A 20,495-nucleotide genomic window follows, 5' to 3' on the forward strand; every position below is an offset into this window, starting at 1 on the left:
GACGGACACGTCCGCCTCGCACTCATGATCCCGTACGGCCGCGGCCGTACGCGCACCGGTCACAACCATGCCGGGAACCCTGTTGTTCCGTCCACGGCCGTCCGCCCCGGCGGATTCCGCCCTGACCGGACGGTGGGCGTGTGTACGATTTCGCGTATGACCGGTTCATCCGCCTCGGCACAGCGGCTGCGCGATCTCGCGCGGCTGCGCCGGGTCCGTGACCGGATCGACCGGGAGTACGCGCAGCCGCTGGACGTCGAGGCGCTCGCCCGGGGCGTGCACATGTCGGCCGGGCATCTGAGCCGGGAGTTCCGGGCCGCGTACGGCGAGTCGCCGTACAGCTATCTGATGACGCGTCGCATCGAGCGGGCGATGACGTTGCTGCGCCGCGGCGACCTGAGTGTCACCGAGGTCTGTTTCGCGGTCGGCAGCTCATCGCTGGGCACGTTCAGCACGCGCTTCGCCGAACTCGTCGGCATGCCGCCCAGCGCCTACCGGCGCCTTGCCGCGGACGCGACAGAGGGGATGCCGGCGTGCGTGGCGAAGCAGGTGACCAGACCGGTCAGGAATCGAGAAGCTTCGGCGCCGGGCCACATCTAGCGTGTTGTCCATGGACATCACCCTTCACGCGAGTTTCCTCCCGCACGACGACCCCGAGGCCTCCCTGGCCTTCTACCGCGACACCCTCGGCTTCGAGGTGCGGGGCGACGTCGGGCACGGCGGCATGCGCTGGATCACCGTCGGTCCCGTCGGCCGGCCCGGCACATCCATCGTGCTGACCCCGCCGGCCGCCGACCCCGGTGTCACCGACGACGAGCGCCGCATGATCACCGAGATGATGGCCAAGGGCACCTACGCGGGCCTGCTGCTGGCCACCGACGATCTCGACGGCACCTTCGCGAAACTGCAGGGGGCCGACAGCGCCGAGGTCGTCCAGGAGCCGACCGAGCAGCCGTACGGTGTGCGCGACTGTGCCTTCCGCGACCCTTCGGGCAACCTGATCCGCATCCAGGAGCGCCGCTGAGCCCCACGGCCCGAGCCCCGGGCCGTGGCCAGCCCCAGGGCTCGAACAGGACCACGCATCGCCTACGAGAGGACGAGACCACCAGCATGACCACGAGGACGAAGGCGCAGCCGCCCGCACCGCACGGCGCCGACAGCCACGAACTGATCCGCGTGCACGGCGCACGCGTGAACAATCTCAAGGACGTCAGCGTCGAGATCCCCAAGCGCCGGCTGACCGTGTTCACCGGCGTCTCGGGCTCGGGCAAGAGCTCGCTGGTGTTCGACACGATCGCGGCGGAGTCGCAGCGGCTGATCAACGAGACGTACAGCGCCTTCGTGCAGGGCTTCATGCCGACCCCGGCGCGGCCCGACGTGGACGTCCTCGAAGGGCTGACCACCGCGATCATCGTCGACCAGCAGCGGATGGGTTCCGACCCGCGCTCCACGGTCGGCACCGTCACCGACGCCCACGCGATGCTGCGCATCCTCTTCAGCCGGCTCGGCACTCCGCACATAGGTCCGCCCGGCGCGTTCTCCTTCAACACCGCCTCGGTCCGGGCGAGCGGGGCGATCACCGTCGAGCGCGGCAACAAGAAGACGGTGAAGGCCACCTACGAACGCACCGGCGGGATGTGTACGCGCTGCGAGGGCCGGGGCAGCGTCTCCGACATCGACCTCACCCAGCTCTACGACGACTCCAAGTCGCTGTCCGAGGGCGCGTTCACCATCCCCGGCTGGAAGTCGGACAGTTTCTGGACCGTCCGGGTCTACGCCGAGTCGGGCTTCGTCGACCCGGACAAGCCGATCCGGAAGTTCACCGACCAGGAAATGCGGGACTTCCTGTACCGGGAGCCGGTCAAGGTGAAGATCGACGGTGTCGGCCTCACCTACGAGGGGCTGATCCCGAAGATCCAGAAGTCGTTCCTGTCGAAGGACAAGGAGTCGATGCAGCCGCACATCCGGGCGTTCGTGGAGCGGGCGGTCACCTTCACCACCTGCCCCGAGTGCGACGGCACCCGGCTGAGCGAGGGGGCCCGGTCATCGAAGATCAAGGGCATCGGCATCGCCGACGCCTGCGCGATGGAGATCCGGGACCTGGCCGAGTGGGTCCGCGGTCTGTCCGAGCCGTCGGTGGCGCCGCTGCTCACGTCTTTGGGCGGCACCCTCGACTCGTTCGTGGAGATCGGGCTCGGCTACCTCGCGCTGGAGCGGCCGTCGGGCACGTTGTCGGGCGGCGAGGCGCAGCGCGTCAAGATGATCCGCCATCTCGGCTCCCCGCTCACCGACATCACATACGTCTTCGACGAGCCCACCATCGGCCTGCACCCCCATGACATCCAGCGGATGAACGACCTGCTGCTGCGGCTGCGGGACAAGGGCAACACGGTGCTGATCGTGGAGCACAAGCCGGAGACGATCTCGATCGCCGACCATGTCGTCGACCTCGGCCCCGGCGCCGGTGCGGCGGGCGGCACCGTCTGCTTCGAGGGAACCGTCGAGGGGCTGCGGCGCGGTGACACTGTCACGGGCCGCCATTTCGACGACCGGGCGACGCTCAAGGAGTCGGTGCGGAGGTCTTCCGAGGCGTTGGAGATCCGCGGGGCGACGACGCACAACCTGCGCGGTGTCGACGTCGACATCCCGCTCGGTGTGCTCACGGTCGTCACCGGTGTCGCCGGTTCCGGCAAGAGTTCGCTGGTGCACGGGTCGCTGTGCACGCCGTCGGGGGTCGGTGGCGAGGGCGTGGTGTCGGTGGACCAGAGCCCGATCCGCGGCTCGCGGCGGAGCAACCCGGCGACGTACACCGGGCTGCTGGACCCGATCCGCAAGGCGTTCGCCAAGGCCAACGGCGTCAAGCCGGCGCTGTTCAGCGCCAATTCCGAGGGCGCCTGCCCCACCTGCAACGGCGCCGGTGTCGTCTTCACCGATCTGGCGATGATGGCCTCGGTGGCCGGCACCTGCGAGGACTGCGAGGGCAAGCGGTTCCAGGCGTCGGTGCTGGAGTACCGCTTCGGCGGCCGGGACATCAGCGAGGTGCTCGCGATGTCGGTGGCCGAGGCGGAGGAGTTCTTCGGCGCCGGTGAGGCGCGCACTCCGGCGGCGCACCGTATCCTCGGCCGGCTCGCCGACGTGGGGCTCGGCTACCTCACTCTCGGCCAGCCGCTGAACACGTTGTCCGGCGGCGAGCGGCAGCGTCTCAAGCTGGCCGTGCACCTGGCGGAGAAGGGCGGCGTCTACGTCCTCGACGAGCCGACCACCGGTCTGCACCTCGCCGACGTCGAGCAGTTGCTCGGTCTGCTCGACCGGCTGGTCGACTCCGGCAAGTCGGTGGTCGTCGTCGAGCATCACCAGGCGGTCATGGCACACGCCGACTGGATCATCGACCTCGGGCCGGGCGCCGGGCACGACGGTGGCCGGATCGTCTTCGAGGGCACCCCCGCCGACCTGGTCGCCGCCCGCTCCACCCTCACCGCCGAGCACCTCGCGTCCTACGTCGGCGCCTGAGCCCCGGCTCGGGCGCCGGGCTCCTGCCCGGCGCCCGAGCCGGGAGGCCGCCGTGCGGCACCGTGCGCCACCCCGGCGGGTACCGTCACCAGCCGCCGGTCTCCCTGAGGGAGATGAGGGCCGTGATGCGTTTGCCGGTCGGCTCGGGCTGCACGTCCACCCCGCGGGCGACGGCCAGCACGATCTCCAGGCCGTGCCGGCCCACGCGGTCCGGGTTCGCGACCCCGGCCACGGGCAGCGCGGTGCTGCCGTCCCGGACCATCACCTCGAGGGCGTCTCCGGCGATGCTCAGGTCCAGCCGGACGGGACCGGGCGCGTATTTGCGGGCGTTGGTGACCAGCTCGCTCACCACGAGCTGGGTGACCTCCATCGCGCGGACCGACACGGGCAGCGCGTCCTCCGCCTGCGCCCGCGTCAGGAACACGGCGGCCAGCCGCCGGGCCTCCGCTATCCACGCACCGTCGCCGTCCAGGACGTAGGATGCCCGCCGCGGTACGCCGGGCACCGGGTCCCCTTCGCCGGCAGGAACTGCTTCCATTCAATCCGCCTCACTCACCGATCACACCGCGCGACTACCCGCGATGCCCGGCCGCATTCCCCCGGCCCACGGTGCCCGGCCCACGCCAACCGTCCCACGATGCCGGGCCGGACGGGCGCCCACCCCCGGTTCGGGGAAACGCGGCCTGGGTCAGCGCAGGAGTCCCTGGTCGAGCCGGGCGTCCATGTGGGTGCGCGCGGGCTTCCCGCTCGCGGTCCGGGCGATGCCGCTGTGCGACACCTCGATCACGGCCTCAGGGGCCGTGCCGAAGGCGGTGGTGACACAGGTCGCCAGGTGGCGGGTGTCGATGCGCCGGGCCCGTTCGGGCGCGACGCCGACGGCGAACGAGTCGCCGTGCGACGTTGCTTCTGAGGTCAGCGAGCAGGGACGTCTCCCTGTCCGGATCGGTGTCGCGGTGCGGACGCGGGCGCTGCGGGGGCGGACCAGCCGGGCGACCTGCCGAGCGTCGTCAGGACGAGGTCGAGCGTGTCCGCTCCGGGCGGCGCGGACAGGGCGGGCCGAAACTGTGCGGCGGGGCCGATTCTGCGTTCACCGTCCGGCACCCGCAGGGCGATGACCAGGGCGGCCTCGGCGGTCTCCGTGTCCAGGTGGAGCGGGACACCGAGTGCTCTGGCCACGTCCCAACCGTGGACGACGTAGTCCAGGAAGTGGAAGCCGATCGCGGTCGGGGCGGGGAAGCGGATGCCCGCGCTGATCTCGGGGATCGCGAACTCCCGGGTGAGAACGTCCGGTCGGGCGAAGGCGTCGAGGACCGCGTCGGCCGCGGTGCGATAGGCCGTCAGCGGATCGGCGCCGAGCGCGGCGGGCTGCCAGACGGCGAGGTCGTCTCCGCCTCCCGCGGCCGCTGCCGCGAAGCCGTGGTGCTGGCCCGCCATGTGGGCCACCAGCCGGCGGAGCGTCCAGTCGGCGCACGGGGTGGGGGCGTCCCAGTCCTCGATGTCCGCCTGTTCCAGGACGCGTGCGGTCTCCCGCACAGCCGTCCGGTCGAGCTTGCGGATGTCCATACGGATCCTTTCGGCTCACGGGTGTCCCATGCCGCCTGGTAGGGAGAGCGCGGACGGAGAAAATATTAGCACGATCGTGCGTTCAGTTAGTGGGTTTCGAACGGTGGTCCCGGGTTCTCGGGATGCGGCGGACAGGTGCGGAGAGAGGGTGCGCGGGAACGGAGGGCCCGGCCGCGATCGGCCCGGCCCTCCGTTCCCGCACCCCCGGGTCCGCCCGGCGTCACGTATCCGCTTCCGCCGCCTGTTCGGTGATGAACGCGGCCAGCCGGCCCACTCCTTCGGCGATCGACCCGGGGGCCAGGGCACTGCAGGACAGCCGGAGCTGTGTGTCCCCGCCGCCGTCGAGGTAGAAGTCGCTCATCGGCGTCCAGAGCACGCCGAAGTCCTGCGCCGAGCGCTCGAGGGCCTTGGTGCCGGCGACGAACGGCACGTCGACCACGAGGAAGAAGCCGCCGTCCGGCTCGTTCCAGCCGACGCCGAGCGCCCGTCGGCGTGCGGCCGGGAAGTGCCGCTCCAACTCGCCGAGCAGGGTGTTCAGATTGGCGCGGTAGAAGGCGATGGCCTCGGCGTTGGCGTCCCGGAGCCGGCAGCCGGACTCGACGAGGAGTCCGCCGATGACGGCCTGGCCGACGGCCGAGGTGTTGACGGTGGTCATGCTCTTGACCTTGGACAACTGGTCGGCTAGCAGCGACCGCTCGCCCGCCGGCCCGATGACCTCCTGATCCGCGATCACATAGCCGACGCGGGCGCCGGGAAGCGCGGTCTTGGCGAAGGAACCGAGGTGGAGGACCCTGCGGTCGCGGTCCAGGGCCTTGAGCGTGGGCTTGGCCGTTCCGGCCCGGACGAAGAAGCCGTAGGGGTCGTCCTCCAGGATCAGCAGATCCTCCTGGGAGGCGATCTCCAGCAGCCGTTCGCGGGCGGCGACCGTCATGCTGGCGCCCGAGGGGTTGGCGAAGTCCGGGACCACGTACAGGGCGCGGGGCCGTCCGCCGGCGGCCCGGGTCTCCCGCACGGCGGCCAGGAGCGCCTCGGGATCCGGCCCGCCGGTGCCCTCCCGGACGGGGCGCAGCGCGATGTCGAGCAGGCGTGCCGCGCCGGTGATCCCGACGTAGCAGGGCGAGCTGACGAGCAGGGTGTCCTCGGGCCGGGCGAAGAGGGCGCGCAGGGTGAGCAGCATCGCCTCCTGGCAGCCGGTCGTGACGACGACCGCCTCCGCCGGCACGTGGATCCCCTCGTCGTTGGCGAGGGAGCGGGCGATGAGGTCGTGAATAATGCCGTTGGTGCGCCCGTACTGGAAGAGCTGGGTGCGCACCCGGTCGCGCGGCCACCCGAGTTCCCGCTCCAGGTGCTCGGTGTAGACCCGGAGGTAGCGCGCCAGGTCGTCCGGTTCGAAGGCGCCTTCGGAGGGTCGGCCGGGAGCGAAGGAGATCGCTTCGGGGAAACGCGAGACGACCTCGTTCAGGAAGTTCATCGCGTCCAGCACGGGGTCGGTGAGGGACGCGTGCAGATCGCCGAGGGCGAGGGCCCGGGGCCGGGCCCCCGGGGCGGTGACGTAGCCCATGGGGTCAGCCTTTCGTCACGGGGGGCAAGGAGGACACGGCGGGCAGGGCCGGCCCGGAGAGCTCGGGGGCGTCGTCGGGCACGGGGGCGGCCAGCGTCGTCCGCAGATATGTGGCGGCCTGTTCGACGGCGCGGCGGCCCGCGTCGAGCGTCCCGGCCATGGCGAAGAAGCCGTGTGTCACACCGGGGTAGCGGGTCGACTCGGCGGGGACGCCGCTGCCCCGCAGGCGCGCGGCGTACTGCTCGCCCTCGTCGCGCAGGGGGTCGTACTCGGCGGTGATCACCAGGGCCGGCGGCAGCCCGGAGTGGCCGGGGGCCCGCAGCGGGGAGGCGAGGGGGTCGGTGCCGTCCTCGGGCGAGGCGAGGTAGTTGTCCCAGTACCACTGCACGGACTTGTCGTTGAAGAGCAGCGGGTCGGTGTTCTCGCGGCGCGACGGGGTGTCCGCGAGATGGTCGGTGTTGGGGTAGACCAGTAGCTGGGACCGGATGCCGGGGCCGCCCCGCGCACGGGCCATGAGGGTCACGGCGGCGGCGAGGTTGCCCCCGGCGCTGTCCCCGCCCACGGCCAGACGGCCGGCGTCGCCGCCGTAGCGTCCGGCGTTCGCGGCGGCCCAGCGCAGACCCGCGAAGCAGTCCTCGGGCGCGGCCGGGAACGGGTGCTCGGGCGCAAGGCGGTAGCCCACGGCGATGGTGAGGCAGCCGGCGGAGTTGGCCAGGCTCCGGCAGATGGCGTCGCCGGTCTCGAGGGAGCCCAAGGTCCAGCCGCCGCCGAAGAAGTAGAGAAGTACGGGCAGCGGTCCCTCACCGGCGGGCCGGTAGATCCGGACGGGAAGGGCTCCGGCCGGGCCGGGCAAGGACGTGTCGGTCACCTGTTCCACGGGCTCGGGTGCCCCGGCGTCGGCCTGTACGGCGGCCAGGTCGGCAGCCCGTGCCTCCTCGAGGGACATCGTGTACAGAGGGCGGACCCCCTGTGCCACACGCCGGTCGTACAGGGCTTGGAGCTGTGGATCCAATTCCATGATGCCTCCGGGCCGGGCCGCGGTCCCCAGGACCGCGGGCGGTGTCTGTCAGGGTGTGTCAGGGCATGCCGGGGTCAGGCGATGTCAGGCCGCGTCGGGCAGCAGCGACGGGTCGGTCGAGACGCCGCGGAGGCGATTCAGGATCCCGTTGGCCGCCTTGCGGTAGCTGGTGCGGTCGTGGTGCAGGACGGATTCGGCGTTGGCCATCTCCAGGAGCGCGACGAGCTCGAAGGCGAGCTGGGGGACGTCGACACCGCTCTGGACCTCCCCCACCCGTGCGGCCTCCGCGATCGTCTGCTCGACGAAGGAGAACCAGTTGCCGTGGGCTGCGGCGACCGTGTCGTGCACCTTGCCCTCACGTGCGTCGTACTCGGCCGAGACCGAGTAGAAGAAGCAGCCACCGGGGAAGACGCGCCGCTCCGAGTAGGTCAGCCAGCCGCCGCACAGGCGCCAGACCCGGCCGATGCCGGCGGGCAGTTCGCGGGTCGGCTGCACCACGTGCTCGATGTAGACCTTGATGGCGGCCCGCACGGTGGCCAGTTGCAGCTCCTCCTTCGAGCCGAACAGGGCGAACACGCCGCTCTTGCTGAGGTCGAGCTCGCCCGCCAGGCGGCCCAGCGCCAGCCCTTCGAGGCCTTCGACCGACGCGATCGCCACAGCTCGCTGAAGGATCAGCTGCCGGGTCCGGTTGCCGCGCGCGATCCGTCCATCGGTGTGCGTCGCAGTCACGCGACACCTCCTCCGTCTCCCTGCGAGGGCGCTCGCCCCCTCCGCCACGCCCATCCACCAGACTAAGTGGACGACCGTGCGGTCATTATGCAAGAGTACAGTTACTGTACGGCCGTGCGGTTAGTTTGGTGCACAGTGAGCGATCACGGGGGTGTGCTCAGTGACGGGGACGACGCTCAGCGAGTACGAGTCGAGAGCCAGGGAGCTGCTGCCCGGGCCCGTGTGGGACTTCCTGGCCGGCGGGAGCGGCACCGAGTCGGCGGTGTCGGCCGGACGTGCCGCCCTCGACCGGGTGCGGCTGCGCCCGCGCGTCCTCGTGGACGTGTCGGCGTGCGACACCCGCTGTTCCCTGCTGGGCGCGCCACTGGCGGCCCCGGTGGGCATCGCCCCCATGGCCTATCACCGGCTCGTACACCCCGAGGGCGAGGTGGCGACCGCACGCGCGGCCGGCGACACGGGCGCGCTGTTCACGGTCAGTATGTTCGCGAGCCGCACCCTGGAGGACATCGCCGCGGCGGCCACCGGCCCACTGTGGCTCCAGCTCTACTGGCTGAGACGGCGGGAGCAGCTGACCGGCCTGATCCGGCGGGCGGAGGACGCCGGATACCGGGCCCTGGTGCTCACCGTCGACGCTCCGCGCGTCGCCCATCGTCCACGTGACGCGCGCAACGGGTTCGCCGTCCCGGCGGGGATCCGCGCGGTGAACGTGGACGCTTCCGTCATGTCCGCGTCCCACGGCGGAACGGCAGGCGAGTCCGCCGTCGCGCGGCACTCCAGGGAACAGTTCGACCCGTCCATCACCTGGGCCGATCTGGCCTGGATCCGGGAGCGCACCGCACTGCCCCTGGTATTGAAGGGCATTCTCACGGGCGAGGACGCCCTTCTTGCCGTGGAACACGGTGTCGACGGGATCGTCGTCTCGAATCACGGGGGCCGTCAGCTCGATTGCGCGATACCTGCCGCCGACGCCCTTCCGGAGATCGCGGAAGCTGTCGCCGACCGATGCCGCATTATCCTCGACGGGTCCATTCGACACGGTACCGATATCGCCAAAGCACTATGTCTCGGCGCACATGCGGTTTTTGTCGGCCGCCCCGCACTGTGGGGTCTCGCCCACTCCGGGAGCGAAGGAGTATCAGCGGTCCTTCGAGGGCTGTCGAACGAGTTCGACGAGGCGATGGCGCTGATGGGTGCGGTTCGGGTCGAGGATTTCGACCGTTCAGGAATTGTTCATCACTGAATGGAATGCCCGTACGGTCACACCATCGCCCTGCCCAGGTCACTTCGGAATGAATGAGATGCCCGGCGTGCCCGAATGGGCAATTCCAAGGTGGGCTCATTTGTCTACTCGCAAGTAAGAACTCATGCAAAAGTCTTTACTTGATTAATCGATGGCAGTACGCAACGATGGATTCGCCGCCGGGGAAAGAATGGCGCTGCGCACATCTGACGAGCCAACGGACAGAGTCGTCCTGAAAAGTTTCCGTCGGGTTGTTCCGAAGTTGAGGATGGGTGGGGAGTCCCGTGGGGGAAGCGGAATTAATACGGCCCGTTTGCACCGAGGGCGCATGGGTCGACGACCTGTTGCTCCAGGGGGACGGGGAGCATGTCGCCCTGCATGTCGGGGGGCCGGTGAGCCGGGCGGAACTCCGCCGGCTCGTCACCGAACAGCAGGCGCGCTTCGAAGCGGCCGGCCTGGCCGCCGGAGGCACGGTCGCGGTGCGGCTGCCTCCTTCACTCAGCTGTATCACCGCGATACTTGCCGGGTGGCGAGCGGGGGCTCAAGTGGCCCTGCTCGACTACCGGTTGACGGTGCATGAGTGCGGCAAGGCGATCGCGCGGATCGCACCGCAGCTGGTCGTCGAACCGGTCGGCGAGGTCACCGGCACGCTGCGCGGATTCTTCGAGGTCGACACCCGGGTCGTCCCGCTGCGCGGCGGGCGCCCGGCCGGTTCGGAGCACGTCCTGCTGCAGCTGAGCTCCGGCTCGACCGGCCCCTCCAAGGTCATCGGCCGCACCACCGGCAGCCTCCTCGCGGAGCTGGACCGGTACGCACAGCTCAAGCACTTCCCCCACCGGGGCGAACGCATCGTGGTGCTGGCCTCGGTCGTCCATGTCCTCGGCCTGGTCGGCGGGCTGCTGTACGGACTCGCCGGCGGGGCACAGGTGATCCTGCCCGCCCGGCTGACGGTCGACGGCATCCTCAAGGCCGTCGCCGCGGGGGACGAACCGACGACACTGCTCGGGGTCCCGTCGCAGACCGCGGTGCTGGCCGCCGCCCGGACGCCTCCCCGACTGCCCCAGCTGCGCCGGATGATCACCGGCGGCGAACTCGTCAGGCCGCAGGTCCGGGAACGCTTCACCAGCGGCTACGGGGCCGAACTGGGGGTCATGTACGGCATGACCGAGGCCGGTGTCATCGCCACCGACCTCACCGGAAGAACCAGCCCCGGCCTCGCTCCGGCACCGGGCATGAAAGTACGGGTCGAGGAGGGCCAGATCCTGCTCGCCCTGCCCGAGAGTCCGTACGTGGGACAGACCGACCCGACCCGCTACGTGGACGGCTGGCTGCGCACCAAGGACGCGGGCAGCCTCGACGAGGCCACGGGGCTGCTGACGGTCCTGGGCCGGCTCGACTCCCAGGTGTCCGTCGGCGGACTCAAGGTGGATCTCGCCGAGGTCGAGGCGTCCCTCCTCGCCCTGCCGGGCGTCACCGAGGCCGTGGTGGTGCACGGAACGGGCATCGAAGCCTTCGTGACCGTCGCAAGGACGGCCACGTCCGACGGCCTCGCCGAGAGTCTCGCGACCCGGCTGGCACCGTACAAGCGGCCGCGGACGCTGCACGTCCTTCCCGAATTCCCCCGCACCGCGACCGGCAAGCCGGTACGCAACGCCGAGATCCTCCGCGCCGCGGCGCGGTCGGCCGCCGGTGTGTGACCGGCTCAGCCGTACGCGTCCCCGTCCACCCGACGCACCTGGAGGCCGACACCGGAGCCACGCAGGGCGCTCCCGTCCGCGCCGCGCAGAGCGACACCGATGATGTGCCGCCCCGCACCGACCATGACCGCCGCTGACGCCAGTTCGGGTGCGTCGGGCAGGGGCCGCAGTACGAGCCCGGCGGCGTCGCCCGGGGGCCAGTACTCCGGCAGCGGCACCCTACGGCTCATGCCCCCGTGCCTGAGGCCCTGACCGAGCGCCTTGCCCACCGATTCCTTCTGCGTCCACAACCACAGGAACGCGGCTGACCGTTCGCCTTCGGGCAGCCCCGTCACCCAGGCAGCCTCGGCCGGGTCGAGCCAGGCACGGGCCAGTGCCCCGGCCCGCAATCCACGTACCACCTCCACGTCGACCCCCACGGGGGCTCTGCCGGTCAAGGCGACCGCCAGTGCCCCGCGAGCGTGAGTGACGCTGACCCGCAGCGCCTCGCCGGCTCCGCCGAGGAACGGGCGGCCGCCGGCCTCGTGCTCCAACCAGAGCTCGGACGGCGCGACGTCGAGCATCTCGGCCGCACTCCGCACCAACAGGGTGTGCGCCTTGTGCCGTTCGTCGCCGTCCGTGGTGCACCACAACACCGTCACCGTGTCCGGGGCCGTTCCCGGGTGCCTCTCCATGGATGAGGAGTCAATCAAATGTCCGCTGAGATCGAGAAGTTCATCATCGAAGCCCTCCGGAACATGAACTACGACGTGTCGGACGTCACCGGCGACACCCAGCTGGGGCCGGCCGGACTCGATCTGGAGTCCCTGTCCGTCGCCGAGGTCGCCATACAGGTGGAGGACGCCTACGGCGTCAAGTTCGAGGAGGACGAGATGGAGACCGTCGCCCTGCTGACCGTCTCCGGACTGGTCAAGGAGATCGTCGACCGGGCGTCCGCGGCTGCCGTGGCCAAGTGACTCCGAGCCCGTCCGGGCCTGCCGGCCCTCCCCCGCCCGCGTGCTCCCGGCAACGGGCGGGAGAGGCCGGCGGTGGCCCGCGGGCGTGACCGGCCCCTCGACGCCGGCCCCTCGACGCCGTGGAAGTCGAACGCGGCGAGCCGAACCTGCAAGCCCGGAAAAGCACAGAAAAGACCAGAGAGTCCAGAGAGTCCAGAGAGCGGAGACACCGGGGAATGAATCCGAAGAACGAGCGCGCGGCACTCGCAGCCGATCAGGGGCTGGGTGTCGGCAACACGCTCACCACACTGCTCGCACAGGGCACCGGCCTCGACACGCCGACCCTGACCTTCGACACCGAGGTGGACGGACACCCGGCCTGGCAGTCCCTGACACTGGCCGAGCTGGGCGAGCGGGTGGCTGCCCGCGCCGCCGCCCTGCACTCGCTCGGGGTCGCTCCCCGGGACCCGGTCGCCGTGTTCGTGACGGCCGGCGCCGATCAGGTGCTCAGCTACCTCGCACTGGTCCGGCTCGGCGCGATCCCCGCCCTGATCAACGGCAGGCTCCCCGCCGAGCAGGCCGCCGAGTACATCAGGCGGCTGCGCGCGGCCGGGGTGATCGCCGACGCCGCGCACTGGAAGGCCCTGGTGGAGTCCGGTACCGGGACACCGCTCCTCGCCGATCCGGCCGACCTCGGCAAGGGCGATCCCGCGGCGGCCCCCGGGCCGTACCGGCACCACGGCAACGAGCCCGTGGTCATCACCCACTCCTCCGGAACCACCGGCCTGCCCAAGGCCGTCACCCACTCGCACCACAGTCTCTTCGCGGCCATCCGCCATCGGTTGTCCCTGCCCAAGGGCCAGGGACTCGACCGGATGCTGGGCGCGCTGCCGTCGGCGCACGCGGCCACCGTCATCGCCGTCAACCTGGCGCTGACCAACCGTGTGCAGCTCGCCGTGCTGTCCCAGCAGACCGGCGGCCCCGTGCTCGACGCGATCGAGTCCTGGCAGCCGCAGAGCGTCCTGGGCTTCGCCACCACCTGGTCGGAGCTGGCGGGCGAGGACCTCTCGGCCCGAAACCTGGACTCCGTACGCATCTGGTGGAACACCGGGGACTGCGCGCACGAGGCGCACATCCGCAAGCTCATCGCCATGGGCCGGCGGGAGTCCGTCGGCGCGCGGGGCCGCGTCAGCCGCCCCGGCTCGTTCTTCGTCGACGGCCTCGGCTCGTCGGAGATGGGGCACTCCCAGTTCTTCATCACCCACACCCCCGACACCAACCGGTACGGACGGTGCATCGGCCGGCCGCACGCCTTCTCGGACGTGGCGGTCGTCGACGACGACGGCGAGAAGCTCGGCGCGGGACAGGTCGGGCAGCTGGCCGTCAACGCGCCCACGCTCTCGCTCGGTTACTGGAACGACTCGGTGACCACCTACCGCACCCGCCGGGACGGCTACTTCCTCACCGGGGACCTCGTCCTGCGCGACGACGACGGGTACTACTACCACGTCGACCGTGCCGTGGACGCCGTCGACCTGGGCGACGGCCACACGCTCTACACCATGCTCTGCGAGGAGAAGGTCCTCGCGGCCTGCCCCGACGTGCTGGAGTGCACCGTCGTCGCCGTGCGGACGGACAGTGGTCCCGTCACCTCGGTCCTGCTGCTGCTCGACCCGCAGGCGGACCAGGACACCGACCGGACCGCCGAGGTCCTCGCCGCGCTGGAACCCCATGTGGCCCGCACCGTCGAGCGCGTGGTCGTGGTCAGCCCCGACCTCATTCCGCTCGGAGCGACCGGCAAGGTCCGCAAGATCCTGCTGCGCCGGCGCTTCCTCGACGGCGAGCTGCTCGCCGTGCGGCCGGCCGCCGGGCAGGTGGCGGCATGAGCGGGCGCGCCGCCGGCCCGGACGCCGTCGTCACGGGGCTCGGCACGTTCTCCCCGCTGGGCCGGGGCGCGGCCGAGACCTTCGACGCCCTGTGCCACGGGAAGTCCGGGCTGCAGCGGCCGCCGGCGGGCCATCTGCTGGACGGCACCGTGGACGTGGCCGGCATCGCACCGGACATCGAGGCACGCGACGTGCTGCCGCCGAGCGAGGGCCGACTCGTCGACCGCTACGCGCTGATGGCCCTGGCCGCCGCGGACGACGCGCTGGCCGACGCGGGGCTCGTCGTCGGCGACGGCGTCGACCCGCACCGGGTCGCGGTGATCGTGTCCAGCGGCGCGGGCGGTCTGACGACGTACGAGGCGCAGACCCAGGCACGCGCGGAGCGCGGTCCGACCGCGGTCAGCCCGTATCTGCTGCCCGGCATGCTGCCGAACATGGCGGCTGCCAGGATCGCCATCAAGCACGGTATACGCGGCTGGAGTTCGGCGATCGCCACGGCGTGCGCCGCCGGTGCCCACGCTGTGGCGGAGGCGGCCCGGCTGATCCGGTACGGCGAGGCCGACGTGGTGGTCTGCGGCGGGGCCGAGGCTCCGCTCAACCCCACCTCCGCCCTGGCGTTCAGCCACGCACGGGCGCTGGCCCACGGCTGGGAGGACCCCGAGGCGGCCAGCCGCCCCTTCGACCGGCGTCGCAACGGGTTCGTCCTGGCCGAGGGTTCGGGGGTGCTCGTCGTCGAACGCGCCGGGCACGCCGACGCGCGCGGCGCGGCCGGCTACGCCAGTGTCCTCGGCTGGGGCGCCACCACCGACGCGTACCGGCCCACGGCACCCCGGCCCGACGGCGAGGGTGCCGCGCTGAGCATGCGCGGGGCGCTCGCGTGTGCCGGCCTCGTACCCGACGACGTCGGGTACGTCAACGCCCACGGCACGGCCACCAAGCTGGGCGACGTCGCGGAGACCAAGGCCGTGCGGGCCGTGTTCGGGGACCGGTCGCCGGCCGTCAGCAGCACGAAGTCGATGACGGGCCATCTGCTGGGCGGATCCGGCGCGTTGGAGGCCGCCATCTGCGCCCTGGCGATCTCGCGGGGCACGCTGCCGCCGACGCACAACCTCGACGAGGTGGACCCGGGCTGCGACCTGGACCACGTGCGGGGCGAGGCCCGGCAGCAGCGGGTCGAGGCCGTGATCTCCAACTCGTTCGCCTTCGGCGGCCACAACGTGAGCCTGCTGCTCGGCACCGCGACCACCCGTCACAAACGCTAGAAGGAAGAGAGGGAACCGCACGTGAAGATCGGATCCGTGGACCATGTCGAGTTCTATGTCGGGGACGCGCAGCAGTCGGCCTTCTACCTCTGCACCGCGTTCGGATTCCGGGTGTGCGGCCAGGCCGGACCCGAGACGGGGCAGCCCGGCCGGCGCTCGCTGCTGCTGCGCCAGGGCGGCATCGACCTCGTTCTCACGTCCGCGCTGTCGCCCGAGGACCCCGTGGCCGCGTACGTGGCCCGGCACGGTGACGGGGTGGCCAATATCGCCTTCGAGGTGACCGATGCCGCCAAGGCGTTCGCGACGGCCGTCGAGCGGGGCGCCACCCCGGTCGAGGAACCGGTGACACACAGCCGGTGCGGCACCGAGGTCGTCACCGCCGCCGTGCTGGGTTTCGGCGACGTCGCCCACCGGTTCGTGCAGCGGACCGGGGACCGGGACGAGTTCCTGCCCGGCGTGATGGACATGATCGCCGACGACCCGGACCAGGTCACGGGCCTCATGCGCACCGTGGACCACGCGGCGATCTGCCTGCCGGCGGGACAGCTGCGGCCGACGGTCGCCTTCTACGAGAAGGTGTTCGGTTTCAGCCAGATCTTCGAGGAGTTCATCGAGGTCGGCGAGCAGGCCATGGACTCGAAGGTGGTGCAGAGCCCGTCGGGGCAGGTCACCTTCACGCTGATCGAGCCGGTCACCGACCGCAAGCCCGGCCAGATCGACGACTTCCTGGCCCGCCACTGCGGCGCCGGCGTACAGCACCTCGCCCTGCTCGTCGATGACATCGTTGCCGCCGTGCCGGCTCTCGAGAGCCGCGGCGTGAAGTTCCTCCGGACGCCCGACGCCTACTACACCGAGCTGGCGGAGCGTCTGGGCAGCCCGGAGCTGGGCACCGAGGACCTGCGGCGCACCAACGTGCTGGTCGACCAGGACCACTGGGGCCAGGTGTTCCAGATCTTCACCCAGTCCCTGCACATACGGAAGACCTTCTTCTGGGAGGTCATCGACCGGCACGGCGCCCGCACGTTCGGCAGCGGCAACATCAAGGCCCTCTACGAGGCCGTCGCCCGCGAGAAGGCCACCGCCTGACCCGCCGGCACCGCCCGTCCGCATGCCTGCCCACCCGTACACCCGCACACTTCGCACCGAAGGAAGACCGTGACTGTCCAGGACTCACAACTCTTCGCCCTGACCGAGGAGGAGCGCCTGCTCCTCCCCTCCGACGACGACGTGGCCTTCTACGCCCGGCACGGCTGGTACCTGTCCGAGAAGCTGTTCACCGACGAGGAGACCGGTCTTCTGGAGTCGGCGAGCGAGCGCTTCTACGGCGGTCACCGCGACCGGACGCTGCCCTTACGCCCGCCGAAGCTCGCCTACTGGGAGCCCGAGCACGGCGCGGTGCAGCGGCACAACGACTACATCCACTACGAGGACGACACGATCGGCCGCATTCTGCGCAAGCCGCTGCTCGGCGCGGTGGCCGCCCGGCTCGCCGGGGCCGAGGTGATACGGGTGTTCCAGTCCACCCTCATCCTCAAGCCGCCGGTGGCGGGAGAACAGTCCAACATCGTGCCCTGGCACTTCGACCGGCACTACTGGTCCACGTGCACCTCGGAGCGGATGCTGACCGCGTTCATCCCCTTCCACGACTGCGACGAGGAGATGGGCACGATCACCATGGTGGACGGCAGCCACCGGTGGAAGGAGACCGCGGAGAACGACGCGACCTCGCTGCACTTCGCCGAGCGCGACCGCTCCGAACTCGACGTGATGCTCGAGGAGAACGCCCGGCACAACGGCGTCGAGGTGCGCAGGATCCCCGTGCGCATCCCGAAGGGACACGTCAACTTCCACCACTGCCGCACCTACCACGGCAGCGGGGCCAACGTCAGCGACCGTCCGCGCCGGGCCATCTCCTTCCATCTGCAGGACGGCGAGAACCGCTACCGGGAGTTCCGCCGCTCGGACGGCACACAGGTGGCGTACAACCACGACGTGCTGGTGCGCAGGACCGCCGAGGGCACCCCGGACTACAGCGACCCCGAGTATCTCCCGGTGCTGTGGAGCAGCCGCTGATGCCCAGTGCCGCCGTGGTCGGAACCGGCCTGATCGGTACGTCGATCGCCCTGGCCCTGCGGGGCCGGGGCGTGACCCCCTATCTCCTCGACCGGAACCCGGAGGCGGCCCGCACCGCGGCCGGCCTGGGCGCCGGTGTGGTGGGTGTCCCGCGCACGCCCGTGGACCTGGCCGTACTCGCGGTGCCCCCGCAGCATGTCGCCGCGACGCTGCACGAGTACCAACTGCTCGGCCTGGCCGACGACTTCACGGATGTGGCCAGTGTCAAGGCCCGTCCGCAGGAGGAGGCGGCCGAGCTGGGCTGCGATCTGACCCGCTTCGTGGGCGGCCATCCCATGGCGGGCCGGGAGCAGTCGGGTCCGCTCGCGGCCCAGGGCGACCTCTTCCACGGCAAGCCGTGGGTGCTCACCCCGCACGCGGGTTCCCTCCCCCGGACCCTCGGCCGGGCGCGGGAGCTGGCCGAGCTGTGCGGGGCCGTACCGGTCGCGATGGGGCACGCCGAGCACGACCGGGCGGTGGCCCTCACCTCGCACACCCCGCATCTGGTGGCGAGCCTGCTGGCCACCCGGCTGCTGCACGGCGACGACTCCCAGCTTCGGCTCGCCGGGCAGGGGTTGCGCGATGTCACCCGGATCGCCGGGGGTGACGCCGAGCTGTGGACGGAGATCATCGCCGCGAACGCCCCGGCCGTCGCCGAGGTGCTGGCGGAGTTCGCCCTGGACCTGCACGAGGTCGTGGATGCCCTGCGGGACCTGGGCGCGGGCCCGCCGGAACGGCACCGCGCCGGCCGGGCGCACCTCACCACGGCCCTGGTCCGCGGCGTGCAGGGGCGGGCCCGGATCCCGGCGCGTGCGGCGGGCGGGCTGCGCCTGAGCGGTGTGGCGGCCGGCAGCTGAGACGCGGGGACCACAACGACTTCCGATTCAGTGGAGAGACCGATTATGACCAGCCGACGGCTCGACGTCTGTCTCATCGGTGCCGGGCCCCGCGGGCTCTCGGTCCTTGAACGGCTGTGTGCGAACGCCGGGCCGGTCCCGGAGGACGTGCCGATCACCGTGCATGTGGTCGACCCGTATCCGCCCGGGGCCGGACAGGTGTGGCGCAGCGACCAGTCCGGACACCTGCTGATGAACACGGTGGCCTCCCAGGTCACCATGTTCACCGACGACAGCGTGGAGATCCGGGGTGCGCTCGCCCCGGGACCGAGCCTGTACGAATGGGCACGCTTCCTCACGCTCATCGGCCCGATGGACGACCGGCAGTACGACGAGCGGGTGTTGACGGAGGCGCGCACGCTCGGCCCCGATTCCTATCCGTCCCGTGCCTTCTACGGCCATTACCTGGAATGGGTCTTCCGGCGGGTGACGCAGACGGCACCGAGCCGGCTGACCACCGTCGTGCACCGCGCCCGCGCGGTGGCCCTCGAGGAGACGCCCGGCCCGGGAAGTGACGCGGGCGGTGGCAGGCAGAGCGTTCTGCTGGACGACGGCGACCGCGTCGACGGGCTGGACGCCGTGGTGCTCGCGCAGGGTCATCTGCCCGTACGCCGCTCCCGCAGGCAGGCCGAGCTCGCCGCCTTCGCCGAGGCCCACGGCCTGGGCTACGTCCTCCCGGCCAACCCCGCGGACGTGGACCTGTCGCCGATACGGCCGGGCGAGACGGCCGCGCTGCTCGGGCTCGGCCTGAACTTCTTCGACTACATGGCGCTGCTGACGCTGGGCCGGGGCGGAGAGTTCGTACGGCGGTCGGGCCGGCTGGTCTATGCGCCGTCCGGCCGTGAGCCGCGCCTGGTCGCGGGTTCCCGGCGCGGGCTGCCGTTCCACTCACGGGGCGAGAACCAGAAGGGCCCGCATGGCCGTCATCTGCCGGCCGTGCTGACCCCCGAGGTGATCGCGGGCCTGCGGGAGCGGTCCCGGCAACAGGGCGGGACCGACTTCCGCGCCTTCCTGTGGCCGTTGGTCTCCAAGGAGGTCGAGACCGTCTACTACACCGCGCTGCTCACCGCCGCGGGCCGTTCCGGGGACGCGCAGCGACTGCGGGCCCGCCTCCTTGAGACCGAGCCGGGCAGCGAACGGGAGCGTGACGTGCTCGGGGAGTTCCGGATCGCCCCGGAGGAGCGCTGGGACTGGGCCCGCGTCGCCCGCCCGTACACGGGCCGGGTCTTCGCCTCGCCCGAGGACTTCGAGGGCTGGCTGCTCGGGCACCTCCGCGAGGATCTGGCGCAGGCGCGCGCCGGAAACGTCGAAGGTCCGCTCAAGACGGCGCTCGACGTCCTGCGCGACCTGCGCAACGAACTCAGGCAGCTCGTCGATCACGGTGGATTGACGGGGAGTTCGTATCGGCAGGACCTGGACGCCTGGTACACGCCGTTGAACGCGTTCCTGTCCATCGGGCCGCCGGCCCGGCGCATCGAGGAGGCGATCGCGCTGCTGGAGGCCGGAGTGCTGCACGTCCTCGGACCCGGCGTCCAGGCCGTGCCCGACGAGGCGGCAGGGGTCTTCGCGGTCGAGTCGGGTTCGGTGCCCGGCTCGCGCACCTCGGCGACCACCCTGATCGAGGCCCGGTTGCCGGAGATCGATCTGCGGGCGACCGCAGACCCGTTGCTGGTGCGGCTCCTGAAGGAGCGGCAGTGCCGTCCGTACGAGATCACCGACCCGGACGGCTCGGTGTACGAGACGGGCGGACTCGCCGTGACCGATGCGCCGTTCCATCTGGTCGACGCCGAAGGACGCCCGCACCCGCGCCGCTTCGCCTTCGGTGTGCCCACGGAGTCCGTCCACTGGGCCACGGCGGCGGGCATCCGTCCCGGGGTCAACTCGGTGACTCTGCAGGACTCCGACGCCATCGCCCATGCCGTGCTCGCTCTGGTCCCGGGGCTGCACCCGGACAGCGAGATGATCGGAGAGCTGACGAGGTGAACGCCCCATGGCTTCTGCCCGCATGACCGCGGCCCCCGCACCCGGTGCCCCGACGGCCACTGACACCACGACCGCTGACACCACGACCACCGACTCCGGGGCC

18 protein-coding genes are annotated in these 20,495 nt (G+C 71.3%); 12 read left to right on the plus strand and 6 right to left on the minus strand.

Annotated features, from left to right (window positions below; translation table 11 throughout):
• The first annotated feature begins 156 nt into the window (after nt 1-156).
• From ACFPZI_RS00890 to ACFPZI_RS00900, 3 genes are all read left to right on the plus strand, one after another.
• Nucleotides 157-600 carry a helix-turn-helix transcriptional regulator gene (locus ACFPZI_RS00890; protein ID WP_381356739.1) on the plus strand — a complete coding sequence of 148 codons (444 nt, stop codon included), beginning with the start codon at nt 157-159 and terminating at the stop codon, nt 598-600.
• Between the two features lie 10 nt (nt 601-610).
• On the plus strand, nt 611-1,024 hold the full coding sequence (locus tag ACFPZI_RS00895) for a VOC family protein (RefSeq protein WP_381356742.1): 414 nt from the start codon (nt 611-613) through the stop codon (nt 1,022-1,024).
• Between the two features lie 86 nt (nt 1,025-1,110).
• The gene (locus tag ACFPZI_RS00900) at nt 1,111-3,510 is read left to right on the plus strand and encodes an ATP-binding cassette domain-containing protein (protein WP_381356745.1); all 2,400 of its coding nucleotides are present in this window, start codon (nt 1,111-1,113) and stop codon (nt 3,508-3,510) included.
• Between the two features lie 85 nt (nt 3,511-3,595).
• Here the strand turns inward: ACFPZI_RS00900 and ACFPZI_RS00905 are convergent, their stop codons facing one another.
• The 5 genes from ACFPZI_RS00905 to ACFPZI_RS00925 all read right to left on the minus strand — a co-directional run bounded on the left by ACFPZI_RS00905 (nt 3,596) and on the right by ACFPZI_RS00925 (nt 8,381).
• On the minus strand, nt 3,596-4,048 hold the full coding sequence (locus tag ACFPZI_RS00905) for an ATP-binding protein (RefSeq protein ID WP_381356746.1): 453 nt from the start codon (nt 4,046-4,048) through the stop codon (nt 3,596-3,598).
• 374 nt (nt 4,049-4,422) lie between these two features.
• Nucleotides 4,423-5,073: a TIGR03086 family metal-binding protein gene (locus ACFPZI_RS00910; RefSeq protein WP_381356749.1), complete on the minus strand. Its 651-nt coding sequence runs from the start codon at nt 5,071-5,073 to the stop codon at nt 4,423-4,425.
• A gap of 220 nt (nt 5,074-5,293) precedes the next feature.
• Entirely contained in the window at nt 5,294-6,634 is a 1,341-nt protein-coding gene (locus ACFPZI_RS00915; RefSeq protein ID WP_381356752.1) for an aminotransferase-like domain-containing protein, read from the minus strand.
• Nucleotides 6,635-6,638: 4 nt separating this feature from the next.
• Nucleotides 6,639-7,652 (minus strand): alpha/beta hydrolase, encoded by a 1,014-nt coding sequence (locus ACFPZI_RS00920; protein ID WP_381356754.1) that lies wholly within the window; start codon nt 7,650-7,652, stop codon nt 6,639-6,641.
• A gap of 84 nt (nt 7,653-7,736) precedes the next feature.
• Nucleotides 7,737-8,381, minus strand: a complete 645-nt coding sequence (locus tag ACFPZI_RS00925) for a TetR/AcrR family transcriptional regulator (protein WP_381356757.1) — start codon at nt 8,379-8,381, stop codon at nt 7,737-7,739.
• A 160-nt stretch (nt 8,382-8,541) separates the two neighbouring features.
• Between ACFPZI_RS00925 and ACFPZI_RS00930 the strand changes: the two genes are divergently transcribed.
• Together ACFPZI_RS00930 and ACFPZI_RS00935 are read left to right on the plus strand one after the other, a co-directional pair.
• Complete coding sequence (locus tag ACFPZI_RS00930; RefSeq protein ID WP_381356760.1) at nt 8,542-9,621, plus strand: alpha-hydroxy acid oxidase; 1,080 nt, start codon at nt 8,542-8,544, stop codon at nt 9,619-9,621.
• Between the two features lie 272 nt (nt 9,622-9,893).
• Nucleotides 9,894-11,318, plus strand: coding sequence for a class I adenylate-forming enzyme family protein (locus tag ACFPZI_RS00935; protein ID WP_381356761.1), 1,425 nt, complete (start codon nt 9,894-9,896; stop codon nt 11,316-11,318).
• Nucleotides 11,319-11,323: 5 nt separating this feature from the next.
• On the opposite strand, the gene ACFPZI_RS00940 is transcribed toward ACFPZI_RS00935, so the two are convergent.
• Nucleotides 11,324-11,992 carry a 4'-phosphopantetheinyl transferase family protein gene (locus ACFPZI_RS00940; RefSeq protein ID WP_381356764.1) on the minus strand — a complete coding sequence of 223 codons (669 nt, stop codon included), beginning with the start codon at nt 11,990-11,992 and terminating at the stop codon, nt 11,324-11,326.
• A gap of 18 nt (nt 11,993-12,010) precedes the next feature.
• Between ACFPZI_RS00940 and ACFPZI_RS00945 the strand changes: the two genes are divergently transcribed.
• The 7 genes from ACFPZI_RS00945 (at nt 12,011) to ACFPZI_RS00975 (ending at nt 20,392) form a co-directional block, all read left to right on the plus strand.
• On the plus strand, nt 12,011-12,274 hold the full coding sequence (locus ACFPZI_RS00945; RefSeq protein ID WP_381356767.1) for an acyl carrier protein: 264 nt from the start codon (nt 12,011-12,013) through the stop codon (nt 12,272-12,274).
• Nucleotides 12,275-12,489: 215 nt separating this feature from the next.
• Nucleotides 12,490-14,139 (plus strand): class I adenylate-forming enzyme family protein, encoded by a 1,650-nt coding sequence (locus ACFPZI_RS00950; protein WP_381356770.1) that lies wholly within the window; start codon nt 12,490-12,492, stop codon nt 14,137-14,139.
• The gene (locus tag ACFPZI_RS00955; protein WP_381356772.1) at nt 14,136-15,401 is read left to right on the plus strand and encodes a beta-ketoacyl-[acyl-carrier-protein] synthase family protein; all 1,266 of its coding nucleotides are present in this window, start codon (nt 14,136-14,138) and stop codon (nt 15,399-15,401) included. Before ACFPZI_RS00950 ends, ACFPZI_RS00955 begins: the two co-directional genes overlap by 4 nt.
• Nucleotides 15,402-15,422: 21 nt before the next feature.
• The gene (gene hppD / locus ACFPZI_RS00960; protein ID WP_381356775.1) at nt 15,423-16,487 is read left to right on the plus strand and encodes a 4-hydroxyphenylpyruvate dioxygenase; all 1,065 of its coding nucleotides are present in this window, start codon (nt 15,423-15,425) and stop codon (nt 16,485-16,487) included.
• A gap of 69 nt (nt 16,488-16,556) precedes the next feature.
• Nucleotides 16,557-17,474, plus strand: coding sequence for a phytanoyl-CoA dioxygenase family protein (locus ACFPZI_RS00965; protein WP_381356778.1), 918 nt, complete (start codon nt 16,557-16,559; stop codon nt 17,472-17,474).
• The gene (locus ACFPZI_RS00970) at nt 17,474-18,370 is read left to right on the plus strand and encodes a prephenate dehydrogenase (protein WP_381356780.1); all 897 of its coding nucleotides are present in this window, start codon (nt 17,474-17,476) and stop codon (nt 18,368-18,370) included. Before ACFPZI_RS00965 ends, ACFPZI_RS00970 begins: the two co-directional genes overlap by 1 nt.
• 45 nt (nt 18,371-18,415) lie before the next feature.
• Nucleotides 18,416-20,392, plus strand: coding sequence for an FAD/NAD(P)-binding protein (locus ACFPZI_RS00975; protein WP_381356782.1), 1,977 nt, complete (start codon nt 18,416-18,418; stop codon nt 20,390-20,392).
• Nucleotides 20,393-20,495 lie beyond the last annotated feature (103 nt).

It is taken from the genome of Streptomyces chlorus (assembly GCF_042655885.1).
GTDB classification, from domain to species: Bacteria; Actinomycetota; Actinomycetes; order Streptomycetales; family Streptomycetaceae; genus Streptomyces; species Streptomyces chlorus.